The organism is Paenibacillus dendrobii, from assembly GCF_009807035.1.
GTDB classification, from domain to species: Bacteria; Bacillota; Bacilli; order Paenibacillales; family Paenibacillaceae; genus Paenibacillus_AQ; species Paenibacillus_AQ dendrobii.
In genome coordinates this window covers 65,944-83,262 of sequence record NZ_WUBI01000005.1, presented here as the reverse complement: position 1 = coordinate 83,262, position 17,319 = coordinate 65,944, and the positions used below count along the sequence as shown (strand labels likewise).

Annotated in this window: 16 protein-coding genes; 11 read left to right on the top strand and 5 right to left on the bottom strand. The window is 49.6% G+C overall.

All coding sequences use genetic code 11. The features are described from left to right. Nucleotides 1-21: 21 nt before the first annotated feature. On the top strand, nucleotides 22-1,014 hold the full coding sequence (locus GRF59_RS24565) for a LacI family DNA-binding transcriptional regulator (protein ID WP_160500376.1): 993 nt from the start codon (nucleotides 22-24) through the stop codon (nucleotides 1,012-1,014). 83 nt (nucleotides 1,015-1,097) lie between these two features. Here GRF59_RS24565 and GRF59_RS24560 read toward each other — a convergent pair whose 3' ends face one another. Next, a complete protein-coding gene (locus GRF59_RS24560; RefSeq protein ID WP_160500375.1) occupies nucleotides 1,098-1,970 on the bottom strand; it encodes a TetR/AcrR family transcriptional regulator in 873 nt (290 codons plus the stop codon). Nucleotides 1,971-2,119: 149 nt separating this feature from the next. On the opposite strand from GRF59_RS24560, the gene GRF59_RS24555 reads away from it, so the two are divergent. Further along, nucleotides 2,120-2,857, top strand: coding sequence for an MBL fold metallo-hydrolase (locus tag GRF59_RS24555; protein ID WP_160500374.1), 738 nt, complete (start codon nucleotides 2,120-2,122; stop codon nucleotides 2,855-2,857). Continuing rightward, the gene (locus GRF59_RS24550; protein WP_160500373.1) at nucleotides 2,847-3,938 is read left to right on the top strand and encodes an AbrB family transcriptional regulator; all 1,092 of its coding nucleotides are present in this window, start codon (nucleotides 2,847-2,849) and stop codon (nucleotides 3,936-3,938) included. Before GRF59_RS24555 ends, GRF59_RS24550 begins: the two co-directional genes overlap by 11 nt. A gap of 104 nt (nucleotides 3,939-4,042) precedes the next feature. Here the strand turns inward: GRF59_RS24550 and GRF59_RS24545 are convergent, their stop codons facing one another. After that, nucleotides 4,043-4,990: an MraY family glycosyltransferase gene (locus GRF59_RS24545; RefSeq protein ID WP_160500619.1), complete on the bottom strand. Its 948-nt coding sequence runs from the start codon at nucleotides 4,988-4,990 to the stop codon at nucleotides 4,043-4,045. A gap of 224 nt (nucleotides 4,991-5,214) precedes the next feature. Between GRF59_RS24545 and GRF59_RS24540 the strand changes: the two genes are divergently transcribed. From GRF59_RS24540 to pstA, 4 genes are all read left to right on the top strand, one after another. Continuing rightward, entirely contained in the window at nucleotides 5,215-6,654 is a 1,440-nt protein-coding gene (locus GRF59_RS24540; protein ID WP_160500372.1) for an LpqB family beta-propeller domain-containing protein, read from the top strand. 30 nt (nucleotides 6,655-6,684) lie between these two features. Further along, nucleotides 6,685-7,539 carry a phosphate ABC transporter substrate-binding protein gene (locus tag GRF59_RS24535; RefSeq protein ID WP_160500371.1) on the top strand — a complete coding sequence of 285 codons (855 nt, stop codon included), beginning with the start codon at nucleotides 6,685-6,687 and terminating at the stop codon, nucleotides 7,537-7,539. 96 nt (nucleotides 7,540-7,635) lie between these two features. Further along, a complete protein-coding gene (gene pstC / locus GRF59_RS24530; RefSeq protein WP_160500370.1) occupies nucleotides 7,636-8,586 on the top strand; it encodes a phosphate ABC transporter permease subunit PstC in 951 nt (316 codons plus the stop codon). After that, complete coding sequence (gene pstA / locus GRF59_RS24525) at nucleotides 8,583-9,464, top strand: phosphate ABC transporter permease PstA (protein WP_160500369.1); 882 nt, start codon at nucleotides 8,583-8,585, stop codon at nucleotides 9,462-9,464. Before pstC ends, pstA begins: the two co-directional genes overlap by 4 nt. A gap of 73 nt (nucleotides 9,465-9,537) precedes the next feature. On the opposite strand, the gene GRF59_RS24520 is transcribed toward pstA, so the two are convergent. The 3 genes from GRF59_RS24520 to GRF59_RS24510 form a co-directional block, all read right to left on the bottom strand. Further along, nucleotides 9,538-10,371: a carbohydrate ABC transporter permease gene (locus GRF59_RS24520; protein WP_160500368.1), complete on the bottom strand. Its 834-nt coding sequence runs from the start codon at nucleotides 10,369-10,371 to the stop codon at nucleotides 9,538-9,540. An 18-nt stretch (nucleotides 10,372-10,389) separates the two neighbouring features. Continuing rightward, nucleotides 10,390-11,337 (bottom strand): carbohydrate ABC transporter permease, encoded by a 948-nt coding sequence (locus tag GRF59_RS24515; protein WP_160500367.1) that lies wholly within the window; start codon nucleotides 11,335-11,337, stop codon nucleotides 10,390-10,392. Nucleotides 11,338-11,420: 83 nt separating this feature from the next. Then, complete coding sequence (locus GRF59_RS24510) at nucleotides 11,421-12,683, bottom strand: ABC transporter substrate-binding protein (protein ID WP_160500366.1); 1,263 nt, start codon at nucleotides 12,681-12,683, stop codon at nucleotides 11,421-11,423. A gap of 428 nt (nucleotides 12,684-13,111) precedes the next feature. On the opposite strand from GRF59_RS24510, the gene GRF59_RS24505 reads away from it, so the two are divergent. The 4 genes from GRF59_RS24505 to GRF59_RS24490 all read left to right on the top strand — a co-directional run bounded on the left by GRF59_RS24505 (nucleotide 13,112) and on the right by GRF59_RS24490 (nucleotide 17,239). Beyond that, entirely contained in the window at nucleotides 13,112-14,320 is a 1,209-nt protein-coding gene (locus tag GRF59_RS24505; protein ID WP_237392056.1) for an ROK family transcriptional regulator, read from the top strand. A gap of 140 nt (nucleotides 14,321-14,460) precedes the next feature. Next, nucleotides 14,461-15,129 carry a phosphatase PAP2 family protein gene (locus GRF59_RS24500; RefSeq protein ID WP_160500364.1) on the top strand — a complete coding sequence of 223 codons (669 nt, stop codon included), beginning with the start codon at nucleotides 14,461-14,463 and terminating at the stop codon, nucleotides 15,127-15,129. 186 nt (nucleotides 15,130-15,315) lie between these two features. Next, entirely contained in the window at nucleotides 15,316-16,029 is a 714-nt protein-coding gene (locus GRF59_RS24495; RefSeq protein ID WP_160500363.1) for a FadR/GntR family transcriptional regulator, read from the top strand. Next, nucleotides 16,022-17,239, top strand: coding sequence for a CynX/NimT family MFS transporter (locus tag GRF59_RS24490; RefSeq protein ID WP_160500362.1), 1,218 nt, complete (start codon nucleotides 16,022-16,024; stop codon nucleotides 17,237-17,239). Before GRF59_RS24495 ends, GRF59_RS24490 begins: the two co-directional genes overlap by 8 nt. Nucleotides 17,240-17,319: the final 80 nt, after the last annotated feature.

The following is a 17,319-nucleotide window of genomic DNA, read 5'->3' as shown; positions in this document are numbered from 1 at the left end:
ATTAGTAAGGAGCGAGGACAATTGGTAAGTATTAAGGATATCGCTAAAAAAGCCGGGGTTTCGATTTCGACGGTATCTTATGCCCTGAACGGCAGCAGCAAAGTGACAGACGAGACAAGCGCCAAGATTCTGGCGATCGCCAAAGAGCTGAACTATGTCCCCAACGCGGCTGCGAGAACGTTAAAGAAGAGAGAATCCAAAATTCTAGGTGTCTTCCTGACCGATTTCAAAGGTGACGTATACGGGGAACTGCTTGACGGAATGAAGGAGGTTTGCAACTCGCAGGGATATGATCTGATCGTGTGCAGCGGCAAACAGTCTCACCGGATGCTTCCGGAGCGTATGATTGACGGCGCCGTTATCCTCGATCATACCTTTTCAAGCGAAGAGCTGCTTAAATATGCGGAACGCAATCATAAAATCGTTGTACTGGACAGGGAGCTCGAGCATTCGAATATTAATCAGGTCTTGCTGGACAACAAAGCCGGGGCAACCTTGGCTACGGAATTTCTGGTCGAGCAGGGACATAGGAAAATTTATGTGGTCTCAGGGCCTGAAGGCTCGTATGATTCAACCCAACGGATGAAAGCCGTCAAAATGGTGGCCGACAGGGCGGAAGACGTGGAGTGGATTGAAATCCAGGGCGATTTCAAGAAGAGCGGCGGCGAAAAAGCGGCCGAACAGATCATGCAGGAATATACGGAGCCGGTTGCCGTGTTCTGCCTGAACGACGAAATGGCGATCGGTCTTTGCAACCGGATTGCCGACACCGATTTTACAATCGGGGAACAGATTCACCTGATTGGTTTCGATAATATAGAACTGACCCGTTACATGCAGCCGCGGCTGGCTACCATCGATTATTCCAAGCGCAAATGGGGAGCGCTCGCCTCAGAGCAGTTGATCAAAATCCTCTCCGGTGAAAAGGTGGACCATGAGCGCATTTATGTCACCTTGGTTAGGGGCGAATCTGTCGGAAAAGGAATCAAACGGAGCGAATCGCACGTAAACTAAAAAATGACCCGAAGAGACACTTGAAAACAAGTGCTTCCTCTCGGGTCATTTGCATGTTTGCGGACTTTTTCTAGCTGGTCTTCCTAAATCATAAACCGGAGCTGCCTGGCGTTGGGGCCAAGAGCAGGATTGTTTTCAAGATAGGAAGCATAGACGCGCAGCATGGTCTGATTCGGAATTTCCTGCATCAACTCCTCGCGAAGCATCCGGATCACATCTAGGAGTTCGTGTTTGACATGTTCAGTGATCGTCAGTTCATGAACTTGCTCCTCCAGAGAAAAGAGAAAGCTCAAGATGGTTTCCTTGCGCGTATGGGGATCGACCGGATTAAGATCGTTAACATAAATGCTGCTCTCGTTCAACACAGGAGCGGGTTGCTTTTCAAGCATATCCTTCACGACAGCATCCATACGTTCCTCAATAAACCGGGCGAGCTCGGACATCGGCAGCGAAATCACCTTTTGATTGGCATACGACAGATACTCTCTCAGCATCCCTCTGAAAATAATGACAATATCCCATATATAAGCCCTGATATTCTCTCCATAAGCTTCGTAAAAGAAGTCACGGTGCAGGTTCAGGAGCGTTACTCTCTTCTTTTTCCAGGCGACGATAAAATGTTCATGATCCTTGACCGGAAGCTCTTTGAATTCACTCGTAAAATAGTAGTTCTCAAGCATGTACTGCAGCTGGAATTCAATTTTCCGGCGCAGCTGCTCTTTGGGAGAAGAATGCTGCTCCTGATCCAGTTCTCTTGCCTGGGAGAACATGGTTTGATGGCATGCTTCGAACACGGCGGTAAAAAGCTCCTCCTTCGAGGGGAACAGCTTGTAAATGCTGCCCTTAGCCATGCCGCAGGCCTCGGCAATGTCCTTCATAGAAGCTGCAACATACCCTTTTTCCTTAAAAATATCCATTGCCGTGCACACGATCTGCTGTCGTTTCAACGTTTCCATGACATCCACCTCACCTTGTATTTTGACATGTCCCGCCAACGAGGTCAATTTCGATGAATTGACAGATAGAACCCGCGAGTCATATAATGGACTTGTGAGTTTTATTGAGATAACAGGGAGGTGAACCAAAGCGATATGCTTTGGAAAACATGAAAATAGCTCAAGATTTGGAAATGCTTGATTTGACCGTTGACGGCGCGGGAATGGTACTTCACCCGGTGGTGGTCGGCAGCAAGGACCACTGGACACTGGTGGATACAGGAATGCCAGGACAATATGAGGCTATTCAAAAACTGGTGCAGCAGGCTGGATATACGGCCTCGGAGCCGGCATCCATCATCTTGACGCATCAGGATATCGACCATGTGGGCAGCCTGCCGCAGTTTCTGGCCAAGAAAAGCGGATCGGTGGAGGTATACGCACATCAGGACGATCAGCCCTATATTGATGGAGAAATTCCATTGATCAAGATGCGGCCGGAAGTCGTCGATATGCTCCGGCAGTCGCTGACAGAAGAAGAATATACGGCATTTGAGTATACTTTCTCCAAGGAATCCCCTGCCCAGGTAACGCAAATGATGGCAGAAGGGGATGTGCTTCCTTTTGGCGGAGGGCTTACTGTTATTCATACACCGGGACATACCCCCGGACATGTCAGTTTATACCACGCGAATAGCAAAACGCTGATTGCTGGCGATGCTTTAACGGTCAACGATGGTGAGCTGTGCGGACCGAATCCGCCTGTGACACCGGATATGGAACTGGCGCTGAAGTCACTTTTGAAATTGAAGAAATATGATATCGAAGCGGTGATTTGCTACCATGGCGGATGGTTTAAAGGGGATGTCCAGAAACGGATTGACGAGCTGACCGCGGATGTCCAGTAAACCGGTAAGGCTTGTTTATACGCTTGTCTGCGGCATCATTGGGGCGTTCATTTTCAAATGGATTCATATGCCGATCCCGTGGCTTCTGGGTCCGATGATCGTGACATTGGTAGCATCCAGGTCTATCAAGCAGGTAAAGCCATTGTGGCCGCCGGTTCTGCGCAATGCCGGAATGATTATCATTGGATATACGGTTGGACTATCCTTTACGCTTTCGACTCTGCAGCAAATCGGCCGTCAGCTTCCTTCTATGATATTGCTTACGGTACTTCTGTTAGTATGCAGCCTGCTCATCGCCCTTCTGATTTCGTTTCTCTCAGGCGTTCCGTTTCCAACGGTACTGATGGGGAGCATTCCCGGGGGACTGACGCAAATGATTCCGCTGGCGGAAGAAATAAAGGGAATCGATATTACCGTCGTGACCTTTTTGCAGGTATCCCGCCTGATGATGATCATTTTCTTTGTGCCTCTGCTCGTTTTTAGTCCTTTGTTTGGGGGGACGGGGGCCAAAGCAGTCGAGGCTGCGGTGAGTCATGCCTCATCTGCAAGCTGGGAAGGGCTTTTTCCTCACATTATGGTTTTTGCTGTCGTGTGTACACTGCTGGGGATTGCCGGGCAGCGGATCAAGTTCCCGACCGCCTATTTGCTGGGTCCGATGATCGGGACCGTTGTGCTGAATTTATCCGGTTATTCGGGTCATGCGCTTCCATCCGTATTTCTGAATGCCTCACAGCTGGTGATCGGCATATATGTAGGAATGCTGTTGAAGCCCGAACAGCTGGGCAAGAAGCTGCGGATTATCCTCCTAGCCGCATTCAGCGGAGTTCTGTTGATCTTATGCTCTATGGGTCTAAGTCTGCTTCTTACGAGGCTCCATGCCGTTACGATGGTGACAGCCTTCTTGGGTCTGGCCCCTGGAGGAATGGATCAGATGGGGATCATGGCGAAGGAAGCGGGTGCAGATTTATCTGTTGTCATATGCTATCAGCTGTTTCGGACCTTATTTATCTTCCTGGCGGTACCGCCGCTGCTGAAAGCCATTTTTAAAGCCATGCTCCGTAAGCAGCCCTCCGGTACATGAAGATGCTATGAATGGTGTTGTAAGACTTTTGTTTACTATATAAAGAAAAGCTCCACTTCCTGTTTCCAGGTGAGTGGAGCTTTTTGCATTGTGATATACGATACTCAGCTCAGCAGCATCAAGATGATCGATGAGAGGGACAGGCATGCGCTGATCAAATAGATGAAGACAACAGCCTGCTTGGGACTAAGTCCCCAGGACAGAAGACGGTAATGAATTTGGCTCCGGTCCGCCTTGTACACAGGTTGTCCGTTAAGATAGCGCTTGACCACGACATAGATGTTGTCGAAAATCGGAACGCCCAGCGCCAGCACCGGCACCAAAATCGAAATGACGGTTACCTGCTTGAATGCTCCGTCCAGTGCGATGATGCCAAGCATAAAGCCGATGAACGTTGCTCCTGCATCACCCATGTAGATTTTGGCCGGCGGCTTGTTGTATCTCAAGTAGCCCAGTGCAACACCCACGAGAATAATTGCCATGATGGCCGACTGGGATTGGCCTTTCGCAATCGCTACGATGAAAAGGGTCAAAGCCGAGATTCCGGCGACGCCTCCGGATAGACCGTCGAGTCCGTCCATGAAGTTAATGACCGTCGTAACCCCAAAGATCCATAGAATGGTCAAAATGAACTGAAGCCACTCCGGAAACACGATCATGTGCCCGGCAAACGGAATGGTGACCCCGACAAAGGAGATACCGGAAAAATAGACAACCACAGCTGCCGTCACCTGCACCACGGTTTTCGGCAGAGCCGGAAAATCCTTGCCCCTTGTTTTGTACCAATCATCCACCATACCGATCCCCAGAATCAGGAGCGAGCCTGCGACCACGCCGGCCATTTCACGGTCCCAGTGACGGGTAAGGATCAGATACGGAATCATGAACCCGAGGAAAATGGCGATGCTCGCCAGGTGGGGAACCGGCTCCTTATGGATTTTACGGCTGGTGGGCCTATCGACAAAATCGACCCGGATCGCAAGCTTCCGCAGAGGCGGAATCAATGCGAGCACGATAACAAGCGATAATATAAATCCGATTACATACACGATTTTTTGGCCTCCATCACTTCAGTTAACAATAAAAAACATGCAATAACATCCATATTCAGGCATTTTTCTGGGATAAGCTCTATTTCTAACTAGGATAATACCTATTTTTACAAAAGACAACGGTAAATATTTAATATTTCCATAACATACCAACTGAACAATTTTAACAATCGTATACGAAAATAGACCTATATCCATTAAGCGATAAGAAAAGGGTGAGCCATTTGAAAAACAATAAAATGTTCCAAATTCTTGCGGCAGCCGCGCTGGTAACAACAGCACTGTCTGCAGGAACAGCCGAAGCAGCAACAGCAAAAGCACCTGTCAAAAGTCCTGCAGCCAAAACCGTGGCAGCTAAATTTGCCGTCACAACCGCACAGATTTTGGTAAACGGGAAAAGCACTTCTGTTCAAATGCTTCAAGCAGGTAACGTGAAACTGATTGCTCTTGGCGATCTGGCGAAAGCTTATGGCGCCGCAGTGACCTCCTCCAAGGGAGTAATCACGATCGCTACCGGAAAAAGCGGACAAAGCCTTCAGCTTCAAACCGGCTCCAAGACATTCAAGCTTGACGGAGCGGCACACTCTTTTACAACAGCTCCGGTCATGCAGGATAACCGTTCGTACGTAGAACTTAATCCGGTTGTAGCTGCATTCGGCGGCGAAGTACTGTCTGCCGGACAAACCCTGCAAGTTCTGACATCCGAAAGAATCACCGGAAGCTTTGCTTCGGTATCCTTTGACGCTAAAGGCCAAGTCCTTGCCGTTAAGGATGATGCGGAGCCGGCTCAACTGTTCAGCCTGAATACCGATTACAGCTCACGCTTATTATCTTCAGATAACAACGTGTCGAATATGACAATTTCTCCTTCCGGAGACTCGGCTGCTTACACGGATGAAACCGGACAGCTCTTCCTGCTCAACCTGAATGGCGGACAGCCGTATAAGCTGGGCGCGGACACGTCAGTTAAAACAGATCTGGCCTGGACGGCTGACAGCAAGAACATTTATTTCATCCAAGGCGACAAACAGGAGAAAATTTCTTACATATCAGTAGATACCGGCAAAATCACCGAGGTTTTGGCCGACAAAGTTGAAAATAAATCCGAGGTGCATGTCTCGGCAGATGGATCCAAAATCGCGTATATTGTGAACATTACCGGCGTGGCGCAAAACGATAAAGACAGCACCGAAGATTCCCTCAAAATCGATTACTCCGGAGCCGGCGAGCAAATCTTTACGCTGGATGTTGGCGTGAAAGATGCAAAACCTGCAGCTCTGACAGCGACCAGCGACAATAAATTGTACCCTGCCTTCCTGAGCAATGGCAGCGTTGCTTACCTGAGTGCGGATTCGGACAACATCAATGCCAAAGGTGTCGTTAAGGCCATTTCCGCCAGCGGTAAAATCCAGGATCTCATTGGAGATGTGGATGTAACCCTGAGCGCGGCAAGCGTGAACGGAAACGTGGTGGCAGCGGGTGAAGCCGCAGACGGCACTAACAAGGTGTACAGCATCGTTGCCGGCGTCAAAACCGAACTGTATAGCACGAAATCCGATATTACCGACCTGGCGATTTCTGCAGACGGCACTCGCGTGGCGGTGGTTGTAGACGGTAAAGTGATCGTTGTTCAAAACGGAAAAGCAAGTCAGCTTACTAAATAATTTGTTGCAAAACGAGAGGAGATTATTCACATGAAAATATTTAAAAAAATGTCCCTGCTGGCTGCTGCTTCCCTGGTAGCCGTATCCACCCTGGTAGGTTCTGCATCCGCAGCATCCAGCCTTTCCGGTAAAATCACGATCAACGGTTCTACAGCGCTGCTCCCGCTGACTCTTCAAGCGGCGAAGGAATTCCAAAAGCTGAACCCTAAAGTTAAAATCGCAGCATCCGGCAAAGGTTCTGTTACAGGACCCCAGGCCGTGAAAAAAGGCATCGCCGACATCGGAGCATGCGACTGGGATGCAAGCATGGACGTTCCCGGCTTCAAAGCATTTGACGGACAGGTAGCAAACAAGGTTGCAGTCATTCCGTTCGCAACGATTGCCAATAAAAACGTTAAAGTCAGCAACCTGACGACAGAACAGCTGAAAGGCATCTATTCCGGAAAAATCACCAACTGGAAAGAAGTTGGCGGCGACAATGCGGATATCGTGGTCATTACCCGCGCATTCGGCTCAGGAACACGCGTCAACTACCAAGCGAAGGCCCTGGCAGGCGGCGATATCGTGAAAAAGGATAAAAACTACAAGGAAGTAGGCTCCAGCGGCGATATGAAAACAGCCGTGGCAACGACTCCAAATGCCATCGGATATATCGACCTGGTATACGTGAATAGCGATATCAAAGCCATTAGCCATAACGGCGTCGCTCCAACGACGGACAATGTCATCAACGGAACTTATAAAATTTGGGCATATGGCTATTACATGACTAAAGGACAACCAACTGGCGCAACAAAAGCATTCATCGAATACGTGCAAAGCCAAAAGTTCCAACAAGGTTCCCTGAAAAAGCTGAAATTCATTCCGATTTCCGCAATGCACTAATATCTAGAGCAGCGAAATGCACTAAGTTTTGAAGATGCATACGACAGCCAGCCCTGAACGGAAATGGGGCTGGCTGCTTTATAGGAGGAAACTAAAGTGAGCTCGTCCACCCAGCAATATGTGCCCGAAGATTCTGCTTTAATCGTGAAGCCCATCAGTAAACGGTTCAGCCGCTATGTGCGCGCCCGGATAACGAACCGGATATTTAATTATTATTTCCTGTTCAGTATTCTGGCGCTGTGTTTTGTCCTCGGGCTAGTGATCTTTTTTATCGGCAAAACGGCACTGCTGACGTTCGCCCATATCTCCTTTGCCGACTTTTTCCTATCCTTTAACTGGACGCCGGAGGAGGATCATTATGGAGCGGCGGGGATCATCATCAATACGTTATCCCTGACTGCCTTAACTTTGGTCATGGCTGTGCCGGTAGCCGTAGGGCTGGCCGTCTTGATCTCCGAGATCGCTCCGAAATGGATGAAGAACATGATGCGTCCGGTCCTGGACCTTCTGGTCGGCATTCCGTCCATCGTTTACGGATACCTTGGATTGACTGTCTTGATTCCTTTCCTGCGCAGACTGAGCGGGGAGAATCTGGGGGATGGATTGCTGGCGGCGGCTTTGGTGCTGGCGTTGATGGTGCTGCCGACCATCTGCCGCATTAGCGACGATGCGATCTCCATGGTACCCAAAAAATACCGTGAGGCCGCTTATGCGCTGGGTTCAACACGCCTGCAGGTCATGATGAGAGTCGTGATTCCGGCGGCGGGCAGAGGGATTATCACAGCCATTATCATGGGAATGACCCGGGCGATCGGCGAAACGATGGCGGTTGTCATGGTCATCGGGAACACGGCACAGCTGGCAAAGACGCTTTTCACTCCGGCCTCCGTGCTGACGAGCAATATCGTCATGCAAATATCCAACGTGGAATTTGATTCGACGTGGAACTACGCGCTGCATATGATGGCATTTCTGTTGCTTGTCATTTCGTTCATTCTCATTTTGTTTATCCGCTATCTTGGACGGAAGGGAAGTGACAAGGTATGACGGACATGACGCGCAGCCGCAAGATGCAAAGATCGCTTGTGTACAACAAGCTGGCAACCGGAGCCTTTTATGGTCTGGGGGCGCTTGTGCTGCTCCTGATTCTCTGGCTTCTGTTCACGATCTTAGGCAAGGGTCTTCCCGGATTGACCTTGGACTTTTTGATGAAGCTTCCAGAGGACATGGATGCGGGCGGCGGAATCGGACCGGTTTTATTCAACTCCTTCTATATTCTGTTCCTGTCGCTCGTGATTTCGATTCCGATTGGTGTAGGCGCCGGTATTTATATGGCTGAATATGCACCACAGAATAAATTTACCGAGGTGCTGCGCATCTGCGTGGAAAGCCTTTCTTCCGTTCCTTCGATCGTATTCGGGATGCTGGGCCTCGCCATCTTTGCCGAATATTTTCAAATCGGTTTGACGATTCTGGGCGGAGCAGTCAGCTTGGCCTTCCTGAACCTGCCGATGCTGGCAAGGGTGACGGAGGAGGCGGTACGCGCCGTGCCGAATGATGTGAAGAACGCCTCCTATGCACTTGGCATGACCAAATTCCAATGTATCCGTACGGTTGTACTGCCGATGGCGCTGCAGGGTATTATCACAGGCATCTGTCTTGTCGCTGGCCGTGCTTTCGGCGAATCTGCCGTTATTTTGCTGACTGCGGGTCTCAGCACCTCGGGCGAGATGTGGGATTTCAACTTGTTTTCGCCGGGCGAAACGCTTGCTGTTCATCTATGGTACGTTCAGTCTGAAGCTATTGTCGAAGATGCCGCACAAATCGCCGACAGATCGGCTGCGGTACTGGTTATCATCGTTCTTCTCCTTAACTTGTTGTTCCGGATTCCGCTGTGGATCAATAACCGCAAGCTGAAGAGGTAGTGTCCTGAAAAAAACGAAAGAACCTTTCTACCGTTAAGGTAGGAAGGTTCTTTCGTTTGATTGTGGGATGGAGCTAGCCTTTTATTCCGTTCATGGCAATGCCTTCAATGAAATAACGCTGCAGGAAAATGAATAGTATAATAATCGGCAGCGTGGCCATCACCGCTCCGGCCATAAGCAGAGGGTAATCGGTGGAATGCTGCCCCTGGAAGGTGGAAATGCCAATCGACAGGACGCGCATGTCCTCGGAGCTGGTCATGATCAGCGGCCATAACAGTTCGTTCCAGGAAGCAAGGATCGTGAAGATCGCCAGTGACACGAGTGCCGATTTGGACAAAGGCAGATAGATATTCCAATAGATACGGAAGTAGCTGCAGCCGTCGATTTTGGCGGCTTCCTCCAAATCTTTTGGCAATGTCATAAAAAACTGCCGCAGCAGGAAGGTCCCGAAGGCGCTAAAAATACCAGGAATGATCAGTACATAGAATGTGTCAAGCCAGTTCAGCTCGCGCATAATCACGAAACTCGGAATCATGACGACCTGGGAAGGGACCATGAGCACGGCCAACATTGCCAGAAAGATAAGGTTCTTGCCCGGGAATTTGAGACAGGCAAAAGAATAGGCGGCAAGCGAGCAGAGGAGCAGTTGCCCCGCCGTCCGTCCGAGCGTGACCAAAATGGTATTTCCATAGTACCGGCCAAAATCAATGGTGCTCAGCACCTTGGAGTAGTTCTCGAAATGCCACTCGGAAGGAAACAGGGTGGGAGGAACCTTCATGGAGTCGGCAAACGACTTAAAGGAAGTGGATAGCATCCACAGAAAAGGCATGATCATCAGGATCGCGCCAGCTATCAGCAGCACATGGACCGCGATTCTGCGGGATCTGTAAGAAGAATAGCTTGTCATGGACGTGTCCCTCCTCCGTTATTGGTAATGAACCCAGCGTTTTTGGAAATACATCTGAAACGCCGTGATCACGAGAATGACGATGAACAGGATAAAAGCTTCTGCCGATGCATAGCCCATGTTGAAATACTTGAATCCGTCCTCCCAAATACTGTATACCACGGTCCGGGTCGAATCGAGCAGCGAAGACTGCTGCCCCATCATGATAAAGACGAGGTCGAATACCTGAAAAGAGTTGATGAACGACATCACGAGAACGAAGAACAGGCTCGGCGTAAGCAAAGGAAGCGTGATGCGGAAGAACCGATACAGCGTCCCGGCTCCATCAAGGGAAGCTGCCTCATAATAACTCGCCGAAATACCCTGAAGGCCGGAGAGCAGGATAACGGCATTATATCCGATGCTTGTCCATACGCTGACAATCACGATGGAGAACAGGGCGAATTTTTCATCGAACAGCCAGTTCGGCTGCGGCAGATGCAGGCTGCCGAGCACGAAATTGATCAGGCCGAATTCCGAGTTGTACAGCCATTTCCAGACCATGCCGACCGCAATAGGCATGGTAATGACGGGAATGAAGTATAGTGTCCGATAAAGAATCATGCCCTTGATTTTCTGGTTGAGCAATACAGCCAGAATCACGGCAAAGGCAATGGAGAGTGGAACGGTGGCAATGGTATAGAGCAGCGTGTTCAGCAGGGATCGGGTGAACTTCTCATCCCCGGCGAGCTGCGTGAAATTATCAAGTCCGTTAAAGACAGGTGAAGACATACCGTCCCAGGACGTGAAGGAGAGAAACAATGACGCGGCGGAGGGAGCCATATAAAATACGGCCAGACCCAGCGCTACGGGCAAGATGAACAGATACCCCCAAGCGGCTTCACGAACGGAAAGCTTGGAGAATGTGCGTTTTTTATTTACGGGTCTGCCGGGCTGGTGTTTCGCTGCGGACGCGGAGGGATTCATGGCAGCACCTTCCTTTCGTTTTTGATCGTTCAAGCCCTTAGTAGCCGGGCTTGAACGTTTTTTCGAAGGGTACAATGTGCAGGCTATTTTTTGCCTTCTGAGGCGAGGATTCCATTCATCTTATCCGCAATCGTTTTGAGCGCATCTTCAAAGGTTTTCTTGCCAAGGAAGGCATCCTGAATTTCCTTGCTCTCAACGTCCTGCCATTCGGCTGTTTTCTCCGACACCGGATAAGGAACGGCAAACTTCAGACTATCGACGAACACCTGCAGATTCAGGGAAGGGATGGATTTCAGCCAGCCGTCTTCCGTACCTTTATAGGCCGGAATGCTGAAGCCGGAGTCTGCGAGCAGCTGCTCGCCTTCTTTGCCGGAGAGGACCTGAATGAGATCCCAGGCTTCCTTCTCATGCTTGGTCTTGCCGTTCATAGCCCAGCTCAGGCCATGGACGATCGTCGCTTGCTTCTGGCCTGCTGGCAGCGGGGCTACGCCGAGCTTGTCTCCAAGAAGCTTATAGAGCTCAGGCGCGCTGACGGAAATGGCAGGGAACATAGCCACCTTGCCGGAGCCAAACAGCTGCAGGGGTTTGGTCTCAAGCTGCTGCTGTGCGGTTGGGGAGTAGCCCTTTTCCATCAGACCTTGCTCCCACTTGAATGCGGACAATGCTTCAGGCGAATTGAAACCGGATGATTTCTTATCGTCAGAAATGATGTGACCTCCGGCCTGATGAATCAGATCATAGTAGCCCGATTGGCTATCGATCAAGGCGGCATATCCATAAACGCCACTGGTTTTGTCCGTTAGCTTGGCAGCATTCTCTTCGATGCTGTTCCAGGTCCAGTTATTGTCCGGATAGGCAATCCCGGCTTTGTCGAATAATTCCTTGTTATAGTAAAGTCCTACGGCGTCGAGGAAATAAGGGAGACCGTAGAGATGGTCTTGGTATGAGTAGAGGTTCACAAGCGCCTCTGTATATACGGAGGTATCGAGCTTGCTCTGATCGATTAGCGGCTGCAGATCCTTGATCCAGCCGTTGGAGGCATAAGCGTAGAAGTTCGGCCCGTTCATCCAGAACACGTCGGGACCGCTGTTGCCGGCCAGGCTTGTCTTGAGCTTCGTCCAATAGTCCGCCCATGGGGTATAAGTGACTTTCACTTCAACATCCGGATGGCTTTTGTTATAAAGCTGGATCGTTTTGGTGAGCGTGTCTTTTACATTTTCGTCCCATAAAGCGACGTTGAGCACTTTCTTGCCGCCCGCTTCCCCGGAAGACGAACCGCCACAGCCAGCTAAAACCGTAGTAAACAGGAACAGAATCGTTATGAGTGCAGAAGCTTTTTTTCTCATCGACATTTCCTCCTAATTTTGTTTATAATACGGATTTATTCTTCAAAAACGCTGCCAAGTATGTACAAAATACCTCCTTTCCCGGACTTTTTGATCATAGTTATTCCATTCATCGAAAAAAGTGAATGAAGATTCTAATGGTTGCTATTTAGAAAATTAGGGAAACTATGACATCTGTTGCGTAAGATTATAGCTTTGCAGTATATTTTTTTCAAGTAAGCGATTACAAAAATATAAAATATATTATTTTTCCAGATTTTAGTGATGTATAGGGAAAGAAGAATGGGTGGCAGAAGATGTACATATTATTTTTGTTGGAATAAGTCTTATGAAGCGTGTAAATCGAACTATATTTTACGAAATTAATGGAATAAGATGGAAGATAATGATCGTATCCTGAAGAAGAAAGGAGAACATTGTTGAAACAAATGAGAAAAGGCGATTTGAAGCTGGTGCAAGAGCTGAACCGTTCCATGATTCTGAATAAAATCCGCGGCAGCGGACCGATCTCGAGAATCAGCCTTGCGAAGGAATGCAGCATCAGCCCCTCGACTGTGGCATCTGCGGTGCAGGAATTGATCAAGGAAGGTTATGTATCCGAGCTAGGCGCAGGTAAATCCAGCGGCGGGAGAAAGCCGATTTTGCTGCAGTTTGCGCCCGATAACCACTTTATTATCGCGGTGGCCATAACGAATAGTAGCATAGAGCTTGCGGAGCTGAATCTGGAGGCCCATATCAAGCGGAAATGTCTTAAGCCAGTGAAGGGGGAGACCGGCGAAGAGGTCATTCAGCTCATGACAGAAGAATTGGATTTATTTATGCAGGATTGCAGGGACCTTGAGAGATGCGCCGGCATCGCCGTCACGGTTCCAGGCGTGGTCAATGTGGAGAAAGGAATCGTGTACTATAACTCAAAGCTTCGTCTGGATCATGTTCCACTAAAAGAAATCATTGAGCGCCGTTATGGACTGCGGACGTGGATTGAGAATGACGCCAACGCCGCTGTCCTGGCGGAGAGAAGGTTCGGAAACTGCGGAGAATATCCGGATTTGATATATATTGTCGTCGGCGACGGGGTTGGTGCGGGAATTCTGGTCAATGACAATGTCTTGCGCGGCAGCAGCGGAGGAGCGGGGGAATTCGGCCATACGAGCGTAAGCCGGAGCGGAATCCGTTGTGAATGCGGGAACGTAGGATGCCTGGAAAACGCAGTCAGCTGGTCTGCGGTGTATTCGAGGATCGTAGCGGGAATCACCTCGGGGAGACCGACGGTGTTAAGCGAGCTCTGCCGGGGTAACTTTTCGGAAATTCGTCCGTCTTTATATAAAGAAGCGATTCGCCTTGGCGATGCCCTGTCCATGGATATCAACGAGGAAGTTGCCGAGCATTTAAGCGCCGGTATCGTTAATCTGTTGAATTTATTTAATCCGGGCGCGATTATTATGGACGGCAGCCTGGCCTACGATAATCCGGTACTTCTGGAGCGGATTCGGGAGCATGTGCAAAGACGCGGAATGCGGATTCTGAAAGATGGGATCCCCATTAAACCCTCTTCATTCGGTACGGATGGAAACCTGATTGGCGGGGCGGCCGTTGTACTGAGCCAAATTTTCCGTTTTTCCTTGGCTGAAAGCTGAAATTTCCGCCTAAATATCTACATATATTGGTGTTGAATGATGGCGGATCGCGGAGTACAATGATTCAGCAAGGTTTTGCGGCAATGCCTGGATGCGTTGTCCAATGCCGCGATTTTTGAACGCAGAAAGGTACTGATGAAATGACATGGCTTAAAAACAGGACTCCTCGGCAGTTGCTGTACTGGGCTCCAATCTTGCTCATGCTTATTTTTCCGGTTTTGGGCAGTCTGTATCACTTGGTAAACCAGCCGACGAATAAAGTCTATTCTCTTCTTACTCCCTTGGATCAGGCGACGCCGTTTATTAAATATTTCGCCCTTCCCTATGGAGTATGGATTTTCTATATTTATGTCTGTCTGGTCTACTTTTTCTTCCGCGACCGTCCTTCCTATTATCGCTCGCTGCTGGTGTACACGGTTTGTGCGCTTACCTGCTACGGTGTTTATCTGGTGTTCCAGACAACCGTCCCCCGGCCTGAAGTGATCGGAAATGACCCGTTCGCGCAGTTGACGCGGTTTATATACAATCGTGACCAGCCGTTTAATTGCTTTCCAAGCATTCATTGCTTCTCCAGTTATATGGTGATGCGGATGATTTGGAAAAGTCCTGCACGGAATCGACTGAATGTGACTTTGATCAGCGGAATGTCGCTTTTGATCATCGCTTCGACGCTCTTCATGAAGCAGCATGTCATCATGGACGTGATCGGGGCAGTCGCGATCGTGGAAATCTACAGCTTCTTGTTCTTCAAGCTTCCTGCGATGTATCGGAATAAAACGGCGTCACAGCGCCGCGAATTTCAGGCCTGATTTTATTTTATTCATGATACGCAGCATGTACCGATAGAAAGGTGGACTGCTCCAGTGGAGCAGTCTTTTTTTATGGGAAACGGGAATTCCAGAAATTCTTACATATTATTTTCAGAAAAACATCGGCTAAAAGCAAAATCTATGCTATAATGAACCAAACATCCTATGTTTGGAGGACTTATGATTATGAACTTACAACGTCCGACGAAGCGAACGCTGGTGGAGCAGATTGTTGCCCAGCTGGAGCAGCTGATAGAGAACGGAACATGGCCGGTTGGAGAACGTATCCCTGCGGAACCCGAGCTTGTCCAAGAGCTGGGCGTGAGCAGAAATACGATCCGGGAGGCTGTGCATGCGTTAATCCACGCCGGCATGCTCAGGACGAGGCAGGGTGACGGAACTTATGTCTGCTCATCTAGCAGCCTGACGCCGGCACTAACGCGCAGACTGGAGCGCTCCAAGCTAAGCGACACACTGGATGTGCGTTTCGCTCTTGAACAGGAGGGAGCGCGTTTGGCCGCATTGCGGCGGACGCCTGAAGATATTATACAGATTCGGTCTGCTTACGAGGATTACAGGAAGGCTGAAGATGAGGGGGACATCGACAGTTTCATCCGTGCGGACTGTGTTTTTCACAGCAGAATTATCGCCGCTGCGCATAACTCTATTTTATGCGATTTGTATGAATCCATTGGAGAAGCCGTCCAGCAGGTCGTATCCTATGGAAGAGATTATTTAGCTTTGCAGCAAGTGCACGCAGAGCTAAACAAGTGTCTTATTGAAAAAATTATTGAGCAGGATGCAGCCGGTTCTGCGGAAACGGTCCGGAAATACATTGACGCTTCGCGGGACATGCTGCTGAAGGATATTCAAGGAGGAAAGGAAGAACATCATGAATAACGTAACTCAAGTAAAGAATCAGACAGATACGGCACCGGTTTCCACCGGAATGAAAGCAGTTTTGCTGCTTGTCGGTATCATTATGATAGCAACCACTCTTCGATCACCGATTACGGCGGTAGGACCGCTTATTGAAACTATTCGCGGCGATACCAGCATGTCACATACTTTAGCCGGACTGCTGACAACCTTTCCGCTGCTCGCCTTTGCGGCGATGTCACCGCTTGCGCCGAAAATCTCGCGGCGTTGGGGGATGGAGAGAACATTATTTCTGGGGGTATGTGCTGTAACAGCGGGCATTGCCTTGCGTTTTATCCCCACACTGCTCGCTTTGTTCTCGGGTACCATACTCCTCGGGTTAGGCATCGCACTTAGCAATGTATTGCTGCCGAGCCTGATCAAGCGCGATTTTCCGCTCCGAACGGGAGTGATGACAGGCATCTATTCCGTTTCCATGAATATTTTTGCGGCGATTGCCTCGGGGATCAGCGTGCCGGTGGCAGCTCATTTGCAATCAGGCTGGCGCGGCTCCTTAGCCATGTGGGGTATACTGGCTGCCGTTTCGCTTATTGTCTGGCTTCCACAGCTCCGCTATCGTCATGAAGCCGCGAATGTGCAGGTTTCGGGCAAAAGCAGCATTTGGAGATCGAAGTTGGCCTGGCAGGTGACTATCGTCATGGGATTGCAATCCTTTGTGTTCTATTCCGTCGTCGCGTGGCTTCCGGAAATATTGACTCAGCGCGGCATGAGTCCGTCGACAGCCGGTTGGATGCTGTCGCTTCTGCAGCTATTTAGCGTACCAGCCACCTTTGTGGTTCCGATTCTGGCTGCGCGATTTAAAAACCAGCGCCTGCTAGTGTTCCTCACGTTCCTTTGCCTGATGATCGGTTTTGTACTGTTGCTGACCGGTGTTCAAGCGCTCGTGCCTGTGGCTGTCATACCGATTGGCTTGGGAACAGGGTCAGCTTTTGGATTATGCACGATGTTCTTTGTGCTCCGTACTCGCCATTCCCACCAAGCTGCGGAATTGTCAGGCATGGCCCAGTCCATCGGCTACCTTCTGGCAGCGGTAGGTCCGCTTCTGTTCGGTCTTGTCCACGATATGACGGGCAACTGGACCGTGCCGATGATGCTTCTTCTTGTGGTCGGCATCATCTATATGCTCGCCGGTTGGGGAGCAGGGAATAACCGCTATATTGGAGAAAAATAAATAAACAAACAAAAAGGCAGTTCCGAGAGGGTGAGCATTCAACCTCGGAGCTGCCTTTTGTTAGCAGAGAAAAGCACCGA